Here is an 18,270-nt window from a genome sequence, read left to right on the forward strand (position 1 = left end):
GCTGTTATAACGCATGGTTGCGGCAAGTGTTGCAATGAAGTCCAGCCTGTGTCTCCGCGCTCCGGCAGTCTCCTGCTGCCACCGGATTTGCGGCAAGGCCCGTCAGGCACTAGTGTCCGGTTGCGTGCTGTCGCGCGCAGCGACACGTGTCATGGGAGGACGCATGATCGACAAGCTGGAATTTTTCATCGCATTGGCGCGCGCGGAGCATTTCGGGCGGGCAGCGGAGGAATGCGGCATTTCGCAGCCAAGTCTCTCGGCGGCGATCCGCCAACTGGAAGATCAGCTGGGTGTTGTTCTGGTGGTGCGCGCCGCCCGTTATCAGGGGCTGACACCTGAAGGCCAGCGCGTCCTGGAATGGGCGCGCCGCATCGTTGCCGATACGCGCACCATGCGCGAGGAAATGCGCGCCGCCCGCAAGGGTCTGGCCGGCCATATCCGCCTTGCGGTCATTCCCACCGCGCTTGCCATGGTGCCGCGATTGACGGAGCCGTTTCAGGCGCGCCATCCCGCCGTGACCTTTTCGGTGACGTCACGCACCTCGCTTCAGGTTTTGGGCCAGATCGAAAATCTCGAGATCGACGCGGGAATCACCTATTTAGACAATGAGCCGCTGGGGCGGGTGACGACGGTGCCGCTTTATTCGGAGCGATATCACCTGATTGCAGCGGCCGGAACACCTTTGGCCGATCAGGAAAGCGTTACCTGGAGGCAGGTTGCCGATCTTAGGCTATGCCTATTGACTTCGGACATGCAGAACCGCCGTATCATCAACAAGCACATGGCGGAAGCGGGTGTAGAGGTGAAGCCAACGCTCGAATCCAATTCGATGATCGTGCTTTTTTCCCATATTCGAACCGGACAATGGGCTTCAATAATGCCGCGTAACATAGCGGAATCATTCGGTTTTCCAAAACAGATAAAAATGATCCCGATTATCGAGCCCGATGCCGAGCATCTTGTGGGCTTGATTGCGACTTACCGCGAACCGCACACGCCACTGGTTTCCGCGCTTCTTCATGAGGCGCGGCAGCGCGCTGCGGAGCTGGTTTTTGATAGGAAATCCCTATCGAGCGACGGAAACACCTTATTGACCTGATCCTGCCGGTCTCGCCATTCTTGCCGCCAATGCAGGGGTTGCGAAAGGGCTGAGAAATGTCCTGCCCGCCATCCTTGCCCCTGTCGGTTTGGGAGGACTGGCTTATGAATATTCAGGCGGTTGCCGCAGATGAGGCGGCCCGTGTTTCCGCGGTCATTGACGACTTTCTTCACCTCGAAGGGCCGATGCTGCCCATCCTGCATGCGGTTCAGGAAGAGTTCGGCTACATTCCGGAAAGCGCCAAGCAGATTATCGCCTCCGCACTGAACGTGTCGCGGGCGGAGGTGCATGGTGTTGTAACCTTCTATCCCGATTTTCGTGATCATCCTTCCGGCCGGCATGTCTTGAAGCTCTGTCGCGCCGAGGCTTGCCAGTCGATGGGTGGCGAGCCTCTGGCGGACACCATCAAGTCCCGGCTCGGCCTTGACTGGCACGAAACCGCCGCTGACGGTTCCGTCACCCTGGAACCGGTTTTCTGTCTCGGGCTTTGTGCGCAGGCGCCGGCCCTGATGTTGGACGGCGAAGTCCATGCCCGCCTTGACGAGGACTGTCTTGGCGACATTCTGACGGAGGCGCGCCGATGAGTGTCACCGTTTTTGTTCCCGGCGATTCCGCCGCGCTTGCGGTTGGCGCAAACCGCGTGGCCGACGCCATCGCCCGGGAAGCGGCCAGCCGCAATCTTGATATCCATATTGTCCGCAACGGTTCGCGCGGCATGCTCTGGCTGGAAGTGCTGGTCGAAGTGCGCACCGACCATGGCCGCATCGCCTACGGGCCGGTCAAGGCCGGCGACGTTGCCTCGCTTTTCGATGCGGGTTTTCTCAACGGCGGCGAGCATCGTCTCTGTCTCGGGCCGACCAAGGACATCCCGTTCCTGAAAAGCCAGACGCGTCTGACATTTGCCCGCTGCGGCGTGACTGATCCATTGTCGCTTGAGGATTACCGCGCCTATCAGGGCATGAAAGGCCTCGAAAAAGCCGTCGCCATGGCGCCGCTCGACATCGTTGCGCAGGTGACCGAAAGCGGCCTGCGTGGACGCGGAGGTGCGGGTTTCCCGACGGGCATCAAATGGAAGACCGTTGCCGATGCCGGGGCGGACCAGAAATACATCGTCTGCAATGCGGACGAGGGCGATAGCGGTACCTTTGCCGACCGCATGATCATGGAAGGCGATCCCTTCGTGCTGATCGAAGGCATGGCGATTGCCGGCCTTGCCGTCGGTGCGACGAAGGGCTTCATCTATACCCGCTCGGAATATCCCCACGCCATCAAGGTCATGGAACAGGCGATCGACATCGCCCGCCGAGAAGGCATTATCGGCCCCTCCGTCCTCGGTTCCGGGCGGGCTTTCGATCTCGAAGTGCGTATGGGTGCCGGCGCCTATGTCTGCGGCGAGGAAACATCGCTTCTCAACAGTCTGGAAGGCAAGCGCGGCACCGTGCGCGCCAAGCCGCCGCTACCCGCCCTGCAGGGCCTGTTCGGAAAACCCACCGTCGTTAACAATGTGATTTCGCTGGCATCCATTCCGGTCATCATGGATCTGGGTGCCGCTTTCTACCGCGATTTCGGCGTCGGCCGTTCGCATGGCACAATCCCCATCCAGCTTGCCGGAAACATCCGGCATGGCGGGCTTTACGAGACCGCCTTCGGCCTGCCGCTCGGGCAACTGGTCAACGATATCGGTGGCGGCACGATCACCGGCCGGCCCGTCAAGGCCGTGCAGGTGGGTGGCCCGCTCGGCGCCTATTTCCCGGTTTCGCTGTTCGACACGATCTTCGACTACGAAGCCTTTACCGCTGCTGGCGGCCTCATCGGCCATGCCGGCATCGTGGTGTTCGACGATACTGCCGATATGCTGCATCAGGCGCGGTTCGCGCTGGAATTCTGCGCGGTTGAAAGCTGCGGCAAGTGCACGCCCTGCCGCATCGGCTCGACGCGTGGTGTCGAGACCGTCGACAGGATCGCGCTCGGCATCGAGCGGGAGAAGAATACCGCGCTCCTCGAAGACCTCTGCGAAACCATGAAATTCGGTTCGCTTTGCGCGCTTGGCGGCTTCACGCCCTATCCCGTCATGAGCGCGCTCCGGCATTTCCCTGATGATTTTGCCCCCATCCCACGCGTTGAAGCTGCGGAGTAAGACCATGGCCCTTGTTTCTGAATTCGACTACGGAACTCCGAAATCTCGCGCAACGGACATGGTGACGCTCACCATCGACGGCCGGCAGATTACCGTACCGGCGGGAACGTCGATCATGCGCGCCTCACGCGAGGCGGGCATCGATGTCCCGAAACTCTGCGCCACCGACATGGTGGATGCTTTCGGCTCCTGCCGGCTATGTCTTATCGAGGTGGAGGGCCGTAACGGCACTCCCGCCTCCTGCACCACGCCCGTCGCCCCCGGTCTCGTCGTGCACACGCAGACGGAGCGGCTGAAGCAGATCCGCAAGGGGGTGATGGAGCTTTATATCTCCGATCACCCGCTCGACTGTCTGACCTGCGCCGCCAATGGCGATTGCGAGCTGCAGGATATGGCGGGTGCCGTTGGCCTGCGCGATGTGCGCTACGGTTACGAAGGCGATAACCACGTCAAGGCACGCACCGGTGAAGGCGATCTCAATGCCCGCTGGATGCCGAAGGACGAAAGCAATCCCTATTTCACCTATGATCCTTCCAAATGCATTGTCTGCTCCCGCTGCGTGCGTGCCTGCGAGGAAGTGCAGGGCACGTTTGCACTGACGATTGAAGGGCGCGGTTTTGAAAGCCGGGTTTCGCCCGGCGCACATGAGGCATTCCTCGATTCCGACTGCGTCTCCTGCGGCGCCTGCGTGCAGGCCTGTCCCACCGCGACGCTGACGGAAAAGTCGGTGATCGAGATCGGCCAGCCGGAACATTCGCTGGTGACGACATGCGCCTATTGTGGTGTCGGTTGTTCCTTCAAGGCGGAAATGCGCGGCGAAGAGCTGGTGCGCATGGTGCCGTGGAAGGACGGACAGGCCAATCGCGGCCATTCCTGCGTCAAGGGCCGTTTTGCCTATGGTTATGCGACCCACAGGGACCGTATTCTCAACCCGATGATCCGCGAGAAGATCAGCGATCCATGGCGGGAAGTCAGCTGGGAAGAGGCCTTCTCCCATGTCGCTTCGGAGTTCCGGCGCATTCAGGGCCAATATGGCCGGGAATCCATCGGCGGCATCACCTCGTCTCGCTGCACGAATGAAGAAACCTTCCTCGTCCAGAAACTCATCCGCGCCGGTTTTGGTAATAACAACGTCGATACCTGCGCCCGCGTCTGCCATTCGCCCACGGGCTATGGTCTCGGTCAGGCTTTCGGCACGTCGGCCGGAACGCAGAATTTCGACAGCGTGGAGCATTCCGACGTCGTCGTGGTCATCGGCGCCAATCCGACGGACGGTCACCCGGTCTTCGGTTCCCGGCTGAAAAAGCGGCTACGTCAGGGCGCAAAACTGATCGTCATCGATCCCCGCCGTATCGATCTCGTGCGCAGCCCGCATGTGGAGGCATCTTTCCACCTGCCGCTGAAGCCCGGCACCAACGTGGCCGTGTTGACGGCACTCGCACATGTGATCGTCACGGAAGGCCTGTTCAACGAGGCCTTCATCCGCGAGCGTTGCGACTGGTCGGAATTCGAGGATTGGGCCGCCTTCGTTGCCGAGCCTCAGCACAGCCCGGAAGAAACCGAGAGTTTCACCGGTGTTCCGGCGGAAGAACTGCGCGGGGCTGCCCGCCTCTATGCCCGCGGCGGCAATGGTGCGATCTATTACGGTCTTGGCGTTACCGAACACAGCCAGGGGTCGACCACGGTCATGGCGATTGCCAATCTGGCCATGGCCACCGGCAATATTGGCCGCCCCGGTGTGGGCGTCAATCCGCTGCGCGGGCAGAACAACGTTCAAGGCTCCTGCGACATGGGCTCGTTCCCGCATGAGCTTCCGGGTTACCGGCATATTTCCGATGACGCCACGCGTGACATTTTCGAGAAACTCTGGGGCGTGAAACTCAACAACGAGCCGGGATTGCGTATCCCCAACATGCTCGACGCGGCCGTGGATGGCAGCTTCAAGGGCATCTACATTCAGGGTGAGGATATTCTCCAGTCCGATCCGGACACGAAGCACGTGTCCGCCGGCCTTGCCGCCATGGAATGCGTTGTGGTGCATGATCTTTTCCTGAACGAGACGGCGAATTATGCCCATGTCTTCCTGCCCGGTTCCACCTTCCTCGAAAAGGACGGCACCTTCACCAATGCCGAGCGCCGCATCAACCGGGTGCGCAAGGTCATGTCGCCGAAGAACGGTTATGCCGACTGGGAGGTGACGCAGAAGCTGGCGCAGGCCATGGGACTTGCCTGGGACTATGCACATCCGTCTGAAATCATGGATGAAATTGCGGCGACGACACCGAGTTTCGCCAGTGTTTCCTATGACTATCTCGAGCGGAACGGTTCGGTGCAGTGGCCCTGCAACGAGAAGTTCCCGCAGGGTTCGCCGATCATGCATGTGGATGGTTTCGTGCGCGGCAAGGGCAAGTTCATCCGCACCGAATATGTGGCGACGGACGAACGTACCGGTCCGCGCTTCCCGCTGCTGCTCACCACCGGCCGCATCCTGTCGCAATACAATGTCGGTGCGCAGACGAGGCGCACGGAGAATGTCGTGTGGCACGAGGAGGACCGGCTGGAAATCCATCCGCATGATGCCGAGCAGCGCGGCGTCAAGGATGGCGACTGGGTGAAGCTTGCCAGTCGCTCCGGAGACACGACGCTGAGGGCGCTGATCACCGACCGCGTGGCGCCGGGCGTGGTCTATACGACTTTCCACCATCCGGGCACGCAGGCGAACGTCATCACCACCGACTTCTCCGACTGGGCGACCAACTGTCCGGAATACAAGGTGACCGCCGTGCAGATATCACCTTCGAACGGCCCGACGGAATGGCAGGAGGAATATGATGCGCTCGGCCGCCGGTCGAGGCGGATCGCCGGCAAGCTGGAGGCAGCCGAATAATCGGGGCCGGGGGTGCCCCGGCCACTTGAAACACGGACGCCGACCGGCAGGCGGCGTGGGGGAACAGCATGTTGCTTAATCACACCGACGAAAAACTGGTGAGAATGGCGAACCAGATCGCGACATTTTTCCTGTCTCAGCCGGAGGAAGTCCGCATTGACGGTGTCGCCACCCACATCAACAAATTCTGGGAGCCGCGCATGCGCCGCCGGTTTTTCGAGATAGTGGATGCCGGCGCCGGTGATTTTCTGCCGCTGGTGATCGCTGCCTCAGTGGAGATCAAGAGACCCGGATCACCCACCGCCGATGCGGTGGGGCTTGGAGAGGATGCAAAGGGTGCGCCGGGAGGCAAGGGGCCGGCTGCGGGCAAGTCCCTATCCGAACCGAGTATTCCTGAAACCAGACATTGAGCGCGGCGAGGGGCCGCCTTCACCTATTGCCGCATGGGAGAGCATTCGGCGGTTTCGCCCTGCCATATGGGGCGTATGAAATTTGTCCAGACATCCACGAGGGAGGTAATGTCGATGGCAGTAGCAGGCGTATCTGCGGGAGAACCGGTGCAGGCCGGAATTCTGGACCGCGAACGGATCATAGCAAAACCCGGATTTAACCGCTGGCTGGTGCCGCCGGCAGCATTGGCCATTCATCTGTGCATCGGCATGGCTTATGGCTTCAGTGTTTTCTGGCTGCCATTGTCGAAGGCCCTGCCGGCGACGGACCCCAGTTGCTCCAGTCTAACCCTTGTCGGCGCTTTGTTCACCACGCAGTGCAACTGGCGCGTGGCCGATCTTGGCTGGATCTACACGCTGTTTTTCGTCCTCCTGGGTTGCTCGGCGGCGATCTGGGGCGGCTGGCTGGAAAGGGTGGGGCCGCGCAAGGCCGGTTTCGTCTCCGCCTGCTGCTGGTGTGGCGGCATTCTCGTTGCGGCGCTCGGCGTCATGACGCACCAGCTGTGGCTGATGTGGCTGGGCGCGGGTGTCATCGGCGGTGTCGGTCTCGGCCTTGGTTATATTTCGCCCGTATCGACGCTGATCAAATGGTTCCCGGATCGTCGCGGCATGGCGACGGGCATGGCCATCATGGGCTTTGGCGGCGGCGCAATGATTGGCGCGCCGCTTGCCAACCTGCTGATGAACGCCTTCAAGACCGAAACGACAGTGGGTGTCTGGCAGACCTTCGTCGTCATGGCGCTGATCTATTTCGTCTTCATGATGGCCGGTGCCTTTGGCTATCGGATTCCGCCGGCCGGCTGGCGCCCAGAGGGCTGGACTGCGCCGGCTGCCAAGAGCGCGATGATAACCCACCGCCACGTGCATCTGCGCGATGCGCACAAGACGCCGCAGTTCTGGCTGATCTGGGCGGTGCTGTGCCTTAATGTTTCGGCAGGCATAGGCGTCATCGGCATGGCGTCGCCCATGCTGCAGGAAATCTTCGCGGGCTCGCTGATCGGCCTGCCGGGCGTGGGTTTTGCGGATCTTGATGCGGGGCAGAAGGCGCAGATAGCGGCGATTGCCGCCGGTTTCACCGGGCTGCTTTCGCTGTTCAATATCGGCGGGCGTTTCTTCTGGGCGTCGATGTCTGACAGGATCGGCCGCAAGAACACTTATTTCTGCTTCTTCATTCTCGGCATCATTCTTTATGCGGCGGCGCCAACGCTTGCGACGATGGGGTCCAAGGCCTTCTTCGTTCTGGCCTTCGGCATCATCCTGTCCATGTATGGCGGTGGTTTTGCGACCATTCCGGCTTATCTCGCCGACATCTTCGGCACGCAGTTCGTCGGCGCTATTCACGGCCGGTTGCTGACAGCATGGGCAACAGCCGGCATCGCCGGACCGGTGGTCGTCAATTACATCCGTGAGGCGCAGATAGCCGCCGGTGTTGCGCCGGGCCCGGCGCTTTACACCAGCACCATGTATATTCTGGCGGGCATGCTGGCGATCGGCCTTGTCGCAAATGCGCTGGTGAGGCCGTTGCCGGAGAAATGGTTCATGTCGGATGCGGAGGTTGCCGCGCTTCAGGCAAAAACCGCTGCCGCCAGCGCCGGCCCGACCGGTTCCTTCGGCATCGGCAGGGGCGGGCTTGACGCTAAAGCCGCATTCGCCTGGATTGCCGTCGGCATACCGCTTCTTTGGGGCGTGTGGGTTACGGTGAGAAGCAGCCTCGCGCTGTTTGGCTGAACGGATTGCGTTTGTTCGCGCAGGAAAAGCGCGCCGCTTGCCAGACGTGTGTCGGCTTATAGTCGGCATGTGATCTGGGTGCTAAAGACAAGGAGGCGGTTCAGGTTCAATGAGCCGCTTCCGAAACGCGCAGATGCTTCGGGCGGAAGAACGCTAGGCTCCATGGCCATTGATCAAGGCGCGATGCTGCCTGATCAAATCATACCGTTGGTCATCGCCCGCGGGCACGTTTGGCAAGGAGAGCCGACGTGGCCGAAGCGCGGTCTGACTGTTCCTTTGCAAGACGTGCTTCCCGAAGCCGCAGGGTCTTCTCTTCGCGGGATCGGTTAAGGGAATCGAGTTCTTCACGCGCTTCTTCCTTCGCGAAAAACGGCGTTTGGATATGGCTGAAGGCAATCTCCGCCTTCTGGCGAGACGTGCTGTATTTTTCTGTCATGGGTGTTCCGCTGGTAAGGCTCGGCAAGCGAGCGAAAAATAAAAAGGCCAGGCGATTTGCCTGGCCTTGATTGGGTTGGTGTGCTTCCGGCAGTGCCAGTACATCCGTGGTCAAAGGGAAGCAGATACCCTCAGGCAGCCTGCAGATTGCAAGCCGACATCTTGCCCGACTTGTTGTCGCGCTCCAGCTCGAAGCTGACCTTCTGGCCTTCGACGAGTTCACGCATGCCTGCGCGCTCAACTGCGGAGATGTGTACAAAAGCATCGGTGCCGCCGTTATCAGGCTGAATGAAGCCGAAGCCCTTGGTGGAATTAAACCATTTAACTGTGCCAGTGGTCATGATGAACCCTTTCATAGCAATAGAGAGACCACAGCACTCAGGTGCTGCGGATGATGATAGCGATTTTGAAAGGAAAGGTTCGTTCAGAACGCGGTGCCAGACGCGTGACAAGCAAAGCTAAGCAAGCAAATTCGATTGCCCCTTGTATCGGGTCTGTGCTCCAGTGTCAACCATTGGTTTTAGTGCTGTCATCATCGACAAAAAGTTGTGGCATGGCGGGAACGAGCAGACTGACCCAAGACTGAGTGTAGGCGGGCCCTGGAGCCCGGCCTTTTTCAGATCGTCGGCTTAACGGTCATGCGCGGATCGGGAGCGCAGAACGCACAGTCTGGCCCGTCCATTCGAGGCGCTTGGAACCCGGGCGCGGAATGAGGGAGGCGCCCATTAACACCAGCTGGCAAGCAATCCCTCAAGTGTTGAGCGATCTTCTTTGTCCAGACGCGCAAGGCCCGGCGCTCGAACCGGGCCAACCGTAAGCCCAAGGATCTCCATCGCTTCCTTCACCACCGTCACGTTCGCGCCGTTGCGGTATCGTGTCCGCAGCCGTTCGAACAGCTCGATCTTTTCGACGATCTTCCGGGCTGCAGTGAAATCGCCAGCCGTCAGGGCATCATGAACCTGCAGGGAAAATTGCGGCGCGACATTGACGAGGCCGGATGTGAAGCCGCGTGCGCCGGCGGCGCAAAAGGCGGGTGCCCAGCTTTCAGCCAATCCGCAGACATATAGTGCGCCGTTCGGATCGGAGGCGGCGATCGCGCGCGACAACAGCATGATATCCGTCGTTGCGAACTTGATGCCGGCGACATTCGGATGGCTGGAAAGCCTGACCATGTCATCGACCGAAAAACCGTCGGCCCGGACATAGGCCACCAGCGGCAATTCGCTGCCTTCTGCCAGGCCGATAAAATAGTCGATCTGCGATTGCGGGGCTGCAAAAGGGTCGACCGGCTGATGCGACATGACGGCGGAAGCCCCCATGTCCTTCGCCTGCCGCGCCATGGACAGCGCTTCGCGCTGCGAGCGCCCGATCGCTGCCGTCACCGGGGCTTTCCCGCTTACACCTTTTATCGCGGCCTCATAAACCCTCATAATTTCAGCGGGTGTCAGGGCGTAGAACTCGCCGGTATTGCCCGCCGCGACGATATTATGGATGCCTGCCTTTGCCACGCGGGCGTAAACCTCGGCGGTGACGACGGCGTCCACTTCACCGCCCGCATCATAAGCCGTCACGGGAACGCCGGAGATACCCTGCAGGGCCTGGCGAAAATCGAATGTCGTCATCAATTTGTTCCTCAAGGTAAAGGGGCGTCTTAGATGGAGAATTTGTGAACGGGCGTGCCGGCGACAGGCGCATCGAACGCAACGACCGTGCCCGCCGTGGAGACGCCGTTGGTTTCGGTCACAAGACTGGTGAGATAGATCGTCTTAAGGTCCGGACCGCCGAAACATGGCATGGTCGGCCCCTTGAACGGCAGCCTGTAGATTTCGAACAATTTGCCTTCAGGCGTAAAGCGGTTGAGCCGTCCGCCCTGAACGCCGGCGCTCCAGTAGCAGCCTTCGCTATCGGTCGCTGCGCCATCCGGCCTGCCTTCGTCTGGCGCGAAATCATGGAGGCGTTCGGCAGGGCCGAGCTTGCCGGTTGCAGCATCGAAATCGAACGCCTGATACATGAGCCCGCTGCTATCGGAATGATACATCCGCTTTCCGTCCGGGCTCCAGGCAAGGCCGTTCGACGTGAACATATTACCGTCGATGACGCGCTCGATACCGCCGTCAGGTGCCACCCGATAGAGACGCGCATTGCCTGTAGGCACGGCGGCCTCGTCGCGGGTGCCCACCCAGAAATGGCCGTCCGGGCCAACCTTGCCGTCATTGAGGCGGCTATCGGGTCGTCCTTGGTCGGGGTCGCAGAGAAGGTCGAGCTTGCCGCTTGCGGGGTCGAGCAGATGCACGCCGGTCTTGAGGCCCGCCACAACAAGGCCATTGTCGCAGAGACCGAGACAGCCCACCTGGGCGGGCATGTCGAACCTGTCCAGCTTTCCGTCCGCATGCAGGCGGAAAATCGCCGGGGCGAGAATATCGACGAACCACAGATTGCCCGTCCGCTCGTCCCATGCGGGCGATTCGCCAACCTTCAAAGGCGTATCGACAAGGGGACGGAGTTTCGGTTCTATGATCCGCGGCTTGCTCACTGATTATTCTCCATCGCCCTTTCAGGCCTCGTTTTTTTAAATTGCGGGATCGGTTCTAGCCGCCGACGCCCTGAAACATGCGGGCGCGGGCTTTGAGGATGTGGTCTTTCATCGCGTCATGCGCAGCCTGCTCGTGGCGCGCAAAAATCGCTTCGACGATGGCTGTGTGCTCGTTTTGCACTTCGCGCACATGCTGCGGTGTACGTTTGAGGCTGAGACTGCGTGTCACCGACTGGCCGATGGCGAAATGCGGTTTGAACCAGATGCGTACGGTGATGTGGAACTGGTTATGGCTTGCCCTGGCAATGGCTTCGTGCAGGGCGAAATCCTCCTCTGCGCCAAGATCGTTGCGCTCGAGACATTGTTCCAGCGCAGCAATTGCCTGCTCGATCCGCGTCTTGTCGGCTGCCTGCCAGTTGCGCGCCGCAAGCTCGGCCCCTGAGGCCTCAAGGCCGGCCCGGAACTCGAAGAAGCGCTGCACGTCGGCGAGCGAACCGACCGGCACCTGCTGCAACACCGAAGAGTCGGGTTGCTGGCGCACATAGGAGCCGGAGCCCTTTTGTGAAACGATAAGCTCGTCATTGCGCAGCCGCTCCAGCGCTGCGCGCACCACCGGCCGGGAAGCCCCGAACAGCGACGCCAGGCTTTGTTCGGATGGTAGCCGCTCGTTTATCGGAAACCGCCCGTCCGAAATCATGCCGACGATCTTTTCGTAGACGATGTCGCTGAGCCGGGTCTCGCCGCGTGCGGCCGACGATGTGGTCGTATTGTCCATCAGCACACCTTTCGTTGCAAATCGCTGAAGTTGAACGGTTTCCTGTATGTCATCCGCAACAGAAATACCGGGGTTTTATCAGCGGGGAGCGCTGCCGTTCCGATCTTTATCGTCAAACCTGTTTTCGAAAATCGCTCTACGAATAAAAAATATGTAAAAAGCTGTCAATACTTGTAATCATCTGAAAACGCCCATATGGTCTGCCCCTGCCGGTGGAGGATCGGCGTGCTGGCTGGCCGGGAGGGCCGTTGCGACACAGTGAAGGCTGTTTTGCTGCCGGTGATTTTTTGGGAGGATAATCGATGCGCGATGGGGATAAATTTTCGCTTGGCGTGACGCGCCGGACCTTTGTGGCGGGACTTGGCGGCGTCGCCGCCCTTTCCGTCATCGGGACTTCGGCCCGGGCTGCCACCGGCAAAGAGGCGCCGGAACTGGCAGCCTTGGTAAAAGACGGCAAACTGCCGCCCCTGGCCGAGCGCCTGCCGAAAAATCCGATGGTGGTGACACCGCACGAAAAGATCGGCACCTATGGCGGCACATTGCGCCGTGGCCTGCGCGGTTCATCGGACCATAACGGCATTTTGCGCATGGTCGGCAATCAGGGGCTGGTTCGCTGGAACATGGATTTCACCGAGGTTCTGCCGAACCTTGCCGAGAAATGGGAGGTTAATGACGACGCTTCGCAGTTCACCTTCCATCTGTTGCAGGGCGCGAAATGGTCGGACGGCCACCCCTTCACCGCAGATGACGTGGTGTTCGCCATCGAGGACTGCATCAAGAACAAGGAGCTTTACAGCGCCACCCCGGCCCAGCTTTCCGTGGCCGGCAAGGCGGTCGATGTCGAGAAGGTCGACGATTTCACGGTCAAGTTCAAATTCGCCGCGCCGAACGCGCTCTATCTCGAAAACCTCGCTACACCGCTCGGCCAGCATCCAACGCTGTTTGCCAAGCATTATTGCAGCAAGTTCCTGCCTAAATACAACAAGTCGCTGGATGCCGATGTGAAGGCGGCCGGCGTATCGAGCTGGACGGAACTGTTCCGCGCCAAGTGCGGTGATATCGAAATCCCGTCGCGCTGGTCGAATGTCGATAAGCCGACGCTTGATCCGTGGGTGGTGAAGGAACCCTATTCTGGCGGCGCGACCCGGGTTGTGATGACCCGCAATCCTTACTTCTGGCAGGTTGATACCGAAGGTAACCAGCTTCCTTACATCGATGAAGTCAATTTCGGCATTTCGCAGGATGTTGAATCGCTGATGCTGAATGTCATTTCCGGCAAGATCGACATTCAGGAGCGCCATATCAGCGTTCTCGCCAACAAGCCGACCCTGTCGCAGAACATGAAAAAAGGTGATTACCGTCTGCTGACGCTGGTGCCGTCCGCCTCGCAGCAGTGCCAGATCTACCTGAACATCACCCATAAAGACCCGGCAATGCGCAAGATGTTTGCCGACAAGTCCTTCCGTCAGGCGCTGTCCATTGCGCTCAACCGGCAGGAAATCATCGACATCGTTTATTTCGGCCAGAGCGAGGGATATCAGGCCGGGCCACGCCCGACGCACCCCTGGTATAATGAAAAGCTGGCGCGCCAGTTCACCGAATATGACGCCGACAAGGCGAATGATCTTCTCGACAAGGCCGGTTACGACAAGAAGAACGGCAATGGCATGCGGCTGCGTCCTGACGGCCAGCCGATTTTCTTCTCGATCGATGTCATCCCGACGCTTTATCCGGATCTTGTCGATGCGCTGGAACTGGTGAAGGCACAGTGGGCGCAGATCGGCGTTGATATCAAGGTCAACACCATTGAACGCGCGCTCTATTACACGCGTGGCGATGACAACGCCCATGATGCGGCGGTCTGGCCTGGCCCCGGCGGTCTCGATCCAATGCTCGACCCGCGCGATTTCTTCGCCTTCCATCCACAGGGGTCGCGTTACGCCATTCCGTGGGCGCTCTGGTATACGTCCAACGGCCAGAAGGGTGAGGAACCACCGGAAAGCCAGAAGAAACGCTTCAAGCTGTTCGACGAGGCGCGTTCGACGGCCGACCTTGCCAAGCGCGGTGAGAAGATGAAGCAGATCTTCGACATAGCGGCGGAAGAGTTCGAGACGATCGGTCTCTGCCTTGCCGTGGGTGGTTTCGGCATCATCCGCAACAATCTGCGCAATGTGCCGGAAACGGAACCCGACAGCTGGACCTGGCCCAATCCCGGCCCGGCGCTGCCGCAACAGTTCACCTTCACAAGCTGATACCGCCACATGGGCGTCGCTGCCGTAACGCGGCGACGCCTCTCAGGTTGTTTCGACCATCCACAGCCCGTCTCCCGGTGGAAGGCGGTGCGTATGGCACAATGTGATTGCGAGAACGACATGCTGCTTTTTATCGTAAAACGCCTGCTGTGGATGATCCCGTCCCTGTTTGCCGTCAGTTTCCTTGCCTTTGTCCTGATCCAGCTGCCGCCCGGCGACTATGTGACAACCTATATCGCCACCCTGGCCGCTTCCAACGAGGTCATTGACCACAATACGGCGGCGCAGCTGCGCGAACGTTTCGGCCTCGATGACCCGATGATCGTGCAATATCTGAAATGGATATGGGGCATTATCAGCCGTGGTGATTTCGGCATCTCGTTCGAGTGGCAGCAGCCGGTTTCCGGCCTCATCTGGGAACGCATGGCGCTGACGCTGGTTCTGGCCATCGCAAGCCTTCTCGCCACCTGGGCCATAGCTCTTCCCATCGGCGTCTTCTCCGCCGTGCGCAAATATTCGATCGGCGATTATCTCTTTACCGCCTTCTCCTTCTTCGGCCTTTCCATACCCTCGTTTCTGCTGGCGCTGGTGCTGATGTATGTGGCGGCGGTGGAGTTCGGGGCCGATGTTGGCGGGCTGTTTTCGGCAGAATATGAAACGGCGTCCTGGAGCATCGCCAAGATGATGGATCTCATGGCCCATATCTGGCTGCCGGTCGCCATCCTTGCCGTGTCATCCACCGCAAGCCTCATCCGCGTCATGCGTGCCAATATGCTGGACGAATTGCCCAAGCCCTATGTGACCACGGCGCGTGCGAAGGGTTTGTCGGAGTTCAGGCTGCTGACGAAATATCCGCTCAGAATTGCGCTCAACCCGTTCATTTCCACCATCGCATGGCTGCTGCCCAACCTCATTTCGGGCTCGGTCGTGGTCGCCATCGTGCTCAATCTGCCGACGGCGGCACCACTGCTTCTGCAGTCGTTGATGGCGCAGGACATGTATCTCGCCGGCGCTTTCGTGCTGTTGATCTGCGCGCTGACGCTGATCGGTTCGCTGATCAGCGACATCCTGCTTGCGCTGGTCGATCCGCGCATCCGTCTCGAATAGGAGGGCGCCATGAGCGATATCACTATGACCACCAACACCCGGCAGGACCGCGCCGCCGTCGCTTCGCAGTGGCAGCTCATCTGGTGGGCGTTCAAGCGCCACAAGCTGGCCATGGCCGCCCTGTTCATCACCATCGCCATGTATATCGTCGCGCTGGTGCCGGGCTTCTTCGCCATCAACGATCCGGTGCTGCAGAACGCCCGCGCCACCTTCCATCCGCCGCAGCGCGTGCATTTCATCGATACGACCGACGGTTTCTCGCTCGGAATGCATTATTATCCGCTGAAGCTGACCCGCAATCCCGAGACGCTGGCGGCGGTGTTCGTCGAAGATACCGCGAAGAAAATCCCGGTCCAGCTTTTCGGTCGAGGTTACGAATATTCCGTGTTCGGCCTGTTCAACACGGATATCCATCTGCTGGCCTCCACCGACAAGACGCGACCGCTCTTTCTCTTCGGTGCGGATCGTCTCGGCCGTGATGTCTTCAGCCGCGTCGTGCAGGGGTCGCAGATTTCCCTGTCGATCGGTCTTGTCGGCGTGTTTTTCTCGCTGCTGCTCGGTGTCGTTCTCGGCGGCATCTCCGGTTATTATGGCGGCCGCATCGATTTCGTCATGCAGCGGGTGATCGACTTCGTCTTGTCGCTGCCCACCATTCCCATCTGGCTGGCGCTGGCCGCCGCATTGCCGCAGGGCTGGCCGGCAACGCTGCAATACATGATGATCACCATCATCCTGTCCCTGACCGGCTGGGCGCAGCTTGCCCGCGTCGTGCGCGGCCGGTTCCTGTCGCTCAGAACCGAAGAGTTCGTGGCTGCGGCCCGGCTGGATGGCGTGCCGGAAGGGCGCATCATCTTTCGCCATATGTTGCCGAGTTTTTCGAGCCATATCATCGCCTCGGTCACGCTTGCGGTTCCGGCGATGATCCTTGCGGAAACCTCGCTGTCCTTCCTTGGCCTCGGCCTTCAGCCGCCAACGATTTCCTGGGGCGTGCTGCTGCGCGAGGCGCAGAATATCCGCTCGATCGCGACCGCACCCTGGCTGTTCCTGCCCGGTGTGGCTGTTGTCGTTGCCGTCATGGCGCTCAATCTGCTCGGTGACGGCCTGCGCGACGCAGCCGACCCCTATAACAAGTGAGGCCCCGGATGAGCGATATTCTCTCCATGAAGCCAGCAAAACCGCTGCTTGAAGTCCGCAATCTCGTCACCGAGTTCCCGGTCCGAAACGGTGTTTTCCGGGCGGTCAACGATCTGTCTTTTTCCATCGATCCCGGCAAGACACTCTGTGTCGTCGGTGAAAGCGGCTCCGGAAAATCCGTCACCGCCCGCTCTATCCTGCAGATCATCGACAGCCCCGGTTACATCGCGTCCGGGTCGATCATCCTCAATCGCGCCGATGGCACGTCGCTTGATCTGGCAAAGCTCGATCCGCGCAGCCGGGCCATTCGCTCGGTGCGCGGCGCTGACATCGCCATGATTTTCCAGGAGCCGATGTCGTCGCTTTCCCCGGTCCATACCGTCGGTGACCAGATCACCGAAGTTCTGCGCCTGCACCTGAAAATGACGAAGGCACAGGCGCGGGCTGAGGCCATCGAACTGCTGCGGCAGGTGGAAATTCCCAATCCCGAAAAGGCGCTGGATCGGTATGCCTTTCAATATTCGGGCGGCATGCGCCAGCGCGCCATGATCGCCATGGCGCTGGCCTGCAAACCGCAGCTGTTGATCGCCGACGAACCGACGACGGCGCTCGACGTCACCACACAGGCCGAAATCCTCGACCTGATATCGCGGTTGCAAAAGGCGCATGGCATGGCGGTGCTGTTCATCACCCATGACATGGGCGTGGTGGCGCAGATTGCCGATGATGTGCTGGTCATGCATCACGGCGTTGCCAAGGAATATGGCACTGTCGATGAGATATTCCACAGCCCGCAGGATCCCTATACCCGCATGTTGATCGGCTCGGTCCTGAAACTGGAGCAGAAAGCGGAAATCCGGCTCGCCCGTCCGCCGCTCGATCTTGCCGCAGCGCCCATCCTCGAAGTCAACGACCTCTCCATGCATTTCGGTGAGATGAAGGCGCTGGATGGCGTCTCGATCAAGCTGTTGCCCGGCGAGACGCTTGGCATTGTCGGTGAAAGCGGTTCGGGCAAGACCACGATGGGCCGCTCCATCATGCGCCTTTACGATCCGACCGGCGGCGAAATGCGTTATCGCCGGGCGGATGGCACGGTGGTCGACCTGGCCAAAATCGACGGCGCCGAACTGAAAGCCGCGCGGCGCGAGTTGCGCATGGTTTTCCAGGACCCGTTCGGTTCGCTCAATCCGCGCATGACGGTGGCGCAGGTCATCGGCGAACCATTGCTGGTCAACGGCATTGCCAGGGGCAGGGAGCTGGATGAGCGCGTCTGCGCCCTGATGGAGCAGGTGGGGCTGGATCCGACCGGGCGTGAGCGTTACCCGCACGCCTTTTCCGGCGGCCAGCGCCAGCGCATCGGCATCGCCCGCGCCATCACGCTGAAGCCGCGTATCATCGTGGCGGATGAGGCGACCTCGGCGCTTGATGTTTCGGTGCGGTTCCAGGTGCTTGATCTTTTGATGCGGCTACAGGACGAGCTGGGGCTCGCCTATATCTTCATCAGCCACGACATCGGCGTCATCAGATACATGTGCGACCGCGTCGGGGTAATGTATCGCGGCAAGCTGGTGGAAGTGGGAGAGGCCGAAAAGGTCTGCAACGCGCCGGATCACCCTTATACGCAGGCGCTGCTATCCGCCATTCCGCGGCCCGACCCGCGCGACCGGGATCGCACCCGAAGGTTCCGCTACATCGAACCATCCGAGATCAAGAACGGGGTAGCGGCCCGATAAC

Annotated in this window: 15 protein-coding genes; 10 read left to right on the forward strand and 5 right to left on the reverse strand. The window is 60.3% G+C overall.

The features are described from left to right. Positions 1 to 163: 163 nt before the first annotated feature. The 6 genes from AKG12_RS22960 to AKG12_RS22985 all read left to right on the forward strand — a co-directional run bounded on the left by AKG12_RS22960 (position 164) and on the right by AKG12_RS22985 (position 8,300). Positions 164 to 1,099 carry a LysR family transcriptional regulator gene (locus AKG12_RS22960; RefSeq protein WP_052820558.1) on the forward strand — a complete coding sequence of 312 codons (936 nt, stop codon included), beginning with the start codon at positions 164 to 166 and terminating at the stop codon, positions 1,097 to 1,099. 104 nt (positions 1,100 to 1,203) lie between these two features. Beyond that, positions 1,204 to 1,683, forward strand: coding sequence for a formate dehydrogenase subunit gamma (locus AKG12_RS22965; RefSeq protein WP_046801244.1), 480 nt, complete (start codon positions 1,204 to 1,206; stop codon positions 1,681 to 1,683). Next, positions 1,680 to 3,236: a formate dehydrogenase beta subunit gene (locus AKG12_RS22970; RefSeq protein ID WP_052820559.1), complete on the forward strand. Its 1,557-nt coding sequence runs from the start codon at positions 1,680 to 1,682 to the stop codon at positions 3,234 to 3,236. Before AKG12_RS22965 ends, AKG12_RS22970 begins: the two co-directional genes overlap by 4 nt. A gap of 4 nt (positions 3,237 to 3,240) precedes the next feature. Then, positions 3,241 to 6,123 (forward strand): formate dehydrogenase subunit alpha, encoded by a 2,883-nt coding sequence (gene fdhF, locus AKG12_RS22975; RefSeq protein WP_052820560.1) that lies wholly within the window; start codon positions 3,241 to 3,243, stop codon positions 6,121 to 6,123. A 68-nt stretch (positions 6,124 to 6,191) separates the two neighbouring features. After that, positions 6,192 to 6,533 (forward strand): formate dehydrogenase subunit delta, encoded by a 342-nt coding sequence (locus tag AKG12_RS22980; protein ID WP_052820561.1) that lies wholly within the window; start codon positions 6,192 to 6,194, stop codon positions 6,531 to 6,533. A 114-nt stretch (positions 6,534 to 6,647) separates the two neighbouring features. Beyond that, the gene (locus tag AKG12_RS22985) at positions 6,648 to 8,300 is read left to right on the forward strand and encodes an OFA family MFS transporter (RefSeq protein WP_082179019.1); all 1,653 of its coding nucleotides are present in this window, start codon (positions 6,648 to 6,650) and stop codon (positions 8,298 to 8,300) included. Positions 8,301 to 8,511: 211 nt separating this feature from the next. On the opposite strand, the gene AKG12_RS22990 is transcribed toward AKG12_RS22985, so the two are convergent. The 5 genes from AKG12_RS22990 to AKG12_RS23010 form a co-directional block, all read right to left on the reverse strand. Next, on the reverse strand, positions 8,512 to 8,736 hold the full coding sequence (locus AKG12_RS22990; RefSeq protein WP_046801249.1) for a hypothetical protein: 225 nt from the start codon (positions 8,734 to 8,736) through the stop codon (positions 8,512 to 8,514). A 130-nt stretch (positions 8,737 to 8,866) separates the two neighbouring features. Then, positions 8,867 to 9,076 carry a cold-shock protein gene (locus AKG12_RS22995; RefSeq protein WP_046801316.1) on the reverse strand — a complete coding sequence of 70 codons (210 nt, stop codon included), beginning with the start codon at positions 9,074 to 9,076 and terminating at the stop codon, positions 8,867 to 8,869. A 384-nt stretch (positions 9,077 to 9,460) separates the two neighbouring features. Then, complete coding sequence (locus AKG12_RS23000) at positions 9,461 to 10,357, reverse strand: dihydrodipicolinate synthase family protein (protein WP_052820563.1); 897 nt, start codon at positions 10,355 to 10,357, stop codon at positions 9,461 to 9,463. Positions 10,358 to 10,386: 29 nt separating this feature from the next. Next, positions 10,387 to 11,268 carry an SMP-30/gluconolactonase/LRE family protein gene (locus AKG12_RS23005; protein ID WP_052820564.1) on the reverse strand — a complete coding sequence of 294 codons (882 nt, stop codon included), beginning with the start codon at positions 11,266 to 11,268 and terminating at the stop codon, positions 10,387 to 10,389. A 55-nt stretch (positions 11,269 to 11,323) separates the two neighbouring features. Further along, entirely contained in the window at positions 11,324 to 12,043 is a 720-nt protein-coding gene (locus AKG12_RS23010; protein ID WP_046801252.1) for a FadR/GntR family transcriptional regulator, read from the reverse strand. A 302-nt stretch (positions 12,044 to 12,345) separates the two neighbouring features. Between AKG12_RS23010 and AKG12_RS23015 the strand changes: the two genes are divergently transcribed. The 4 genes from AKG12_RS23015 to AKG12_RS23030 all read left to right on the forward strand — a co-directional run bounded on the left by AKG12_RS23015 (position 12,346) and on the right by AKG12_RS23030 (position 18,269). Further along, complete coding sequence (locus AKG12_RS23015) at positions 12,346 to 14,295, forward strand: ABC transporter substrate-binding protein (RefSeq protein WP_052820565.1); 1,950 nt, start codon at positions 12,346 to 12,348, stop codon at positions 14,293 to 14,295. A 120-nt stretch (positions 14,296 to 14,415) separates the two neighbouring features. Next, a complete protein-coding gene (locus AKG12_RS23020) occupies positions 14,416 to 15,402 on the forward strand; it encodes an ABC transporter permease (RefSeq protein ID WP_046801254.1) in 987 nt (328 codons plus the stop codon). A gap of 9 nt (positions 15,403 to 15,411) precedes the next feature. Beyond that, positions 15,412 to 16,536, forward strand: coding sequence for an ABC transporter permease (locus AKG12_RS23025; RefSeq protein ID WP_046801255.1), 1,125 nt, complete (start codon positions 15,412 to 15,414; stop codon positions 16,534 to 16,536). Positions 16,537 to 16,544: 8 nt separating this feature from the next. Next, positions 16,545 to 18,269: an ABC transporter ATP-binding protein gene (locus AKG12_RS23030; protein ID WP_052820566.1), complete on the forward strand. Its 1,725-nt coding sequence runs from the start codon at positions 16,545 to 16,547 to the stop codon at positions 18,267 to 18,269. Position 18,270: the final 1 nt, after the last annotated feature.

Source organism: Agrobacterium sp. SUL3 (assembly GCF_001263295.1).
GTDB lineage: Bacteria > Pseudomonadota > Alphaproteobacteria > Rhizobiales > Rhizobiaceae > Agrobacterium > Agrobacterium tomkonis.

Bases quoted from the DNA above. Each gene is read 5' to 3' on its own strand.
- AKG12_RS22960 (WP_052820558.1), top strand. From the start codon at position 164: ATGATCGACAAGCTGGAATTTTTCATCGCATTGGCGCGCGCGGAGCAT.
- AKG12_RS22965 (WP_046801244.1), top strand. From the start codon at position 1,204: ATGAATATTCAGGCGGTTGCCGCAGATGAGGCGGCCCGTGTTTCCGCG.
- AKG12_RS22970 (WP_052820559.1), top strand. From the start codon at position 1,680: ATGAGTGTCACCGTTTTTGTTCCCGGCGATTCCGCCGCGCTTGCGGTT.
- fdhF (WP_052820560.1), top strand. From the start codon at position 3,241: ATGGCCCTTGTTTCTGAATTCGACTACGGAACTCCGAAATCTCGCGCA.
- AKG12_RS22980 (WP_052820561.1), top strand. From the start codon at position 6,192: ATGTTGCTTAATCACACCGACGAAAAACTGGTGAGAATGGCGAACCAG.
- AKG12_RS22985 (WP_082179019.1), top strand. From the start codon at position 6,648: ATGGCAGTAGCAGGCGTATCTGCGGGAGAACCGGTGCAGGCCGGAATT.
- AKG12_RS22990 (WP_046801249.1), bottom strand. From the start codon at position 8,736: ATGACAGAAAAATACAGCACGTCTCGCCAGAAGGCGGAGATTGCCTTC.
- AKG12_RS22995 (WP_046801316.1), bottom strand. From the start codon at position 9,076: ATGACCACTGGCACAGTTAAATGGTTTAATTCCACCAAGGGCTTCGGC.
- AKG12_RS23000 (WP_052820563.1), bottom strand. From the start codon at position 10,357: ATGACGACATTCGATTTTCGCCAGGCCCTGCAGGGTATCTCCGGCGTT.
- AKG12_RS23010 (WP_046801252.1), bottom strand. From the start codon at position 12,043: ATGGACAATACGACCACATCGTCGGCCGCACGCGGCGAGACCCGGCTC.
- AKG12_RS23015 (WP_052820565.1), top strand. From the start codon at position 12,346: ATGCGCGATGGGGATAAATTTTCGCTTGGCGTGACGCGCCGGACCTTT.
- AKG12_RS23020 (WP_046801254.1), top strand. From the start codon at position 14,416: ATGCTGCTTTTTATCGTAAAACGCCTGCTGTGGATGATCCCGTCCCTG.
- AKG12_RS23025 (WP_046801255.1), top strand. From the start codon at position 15,412: ATGAGCGATATCACTATGACCACCAACACCCGGCAGGACCGCGCCGCC.
- AKG12_RS23030 (WP_052820566.1), top strand. From the start codon at position 16,545: ATGAGCGATATTCTCTCCATGAAGCCAGCAAAACCGCTGCTTGAAGTC.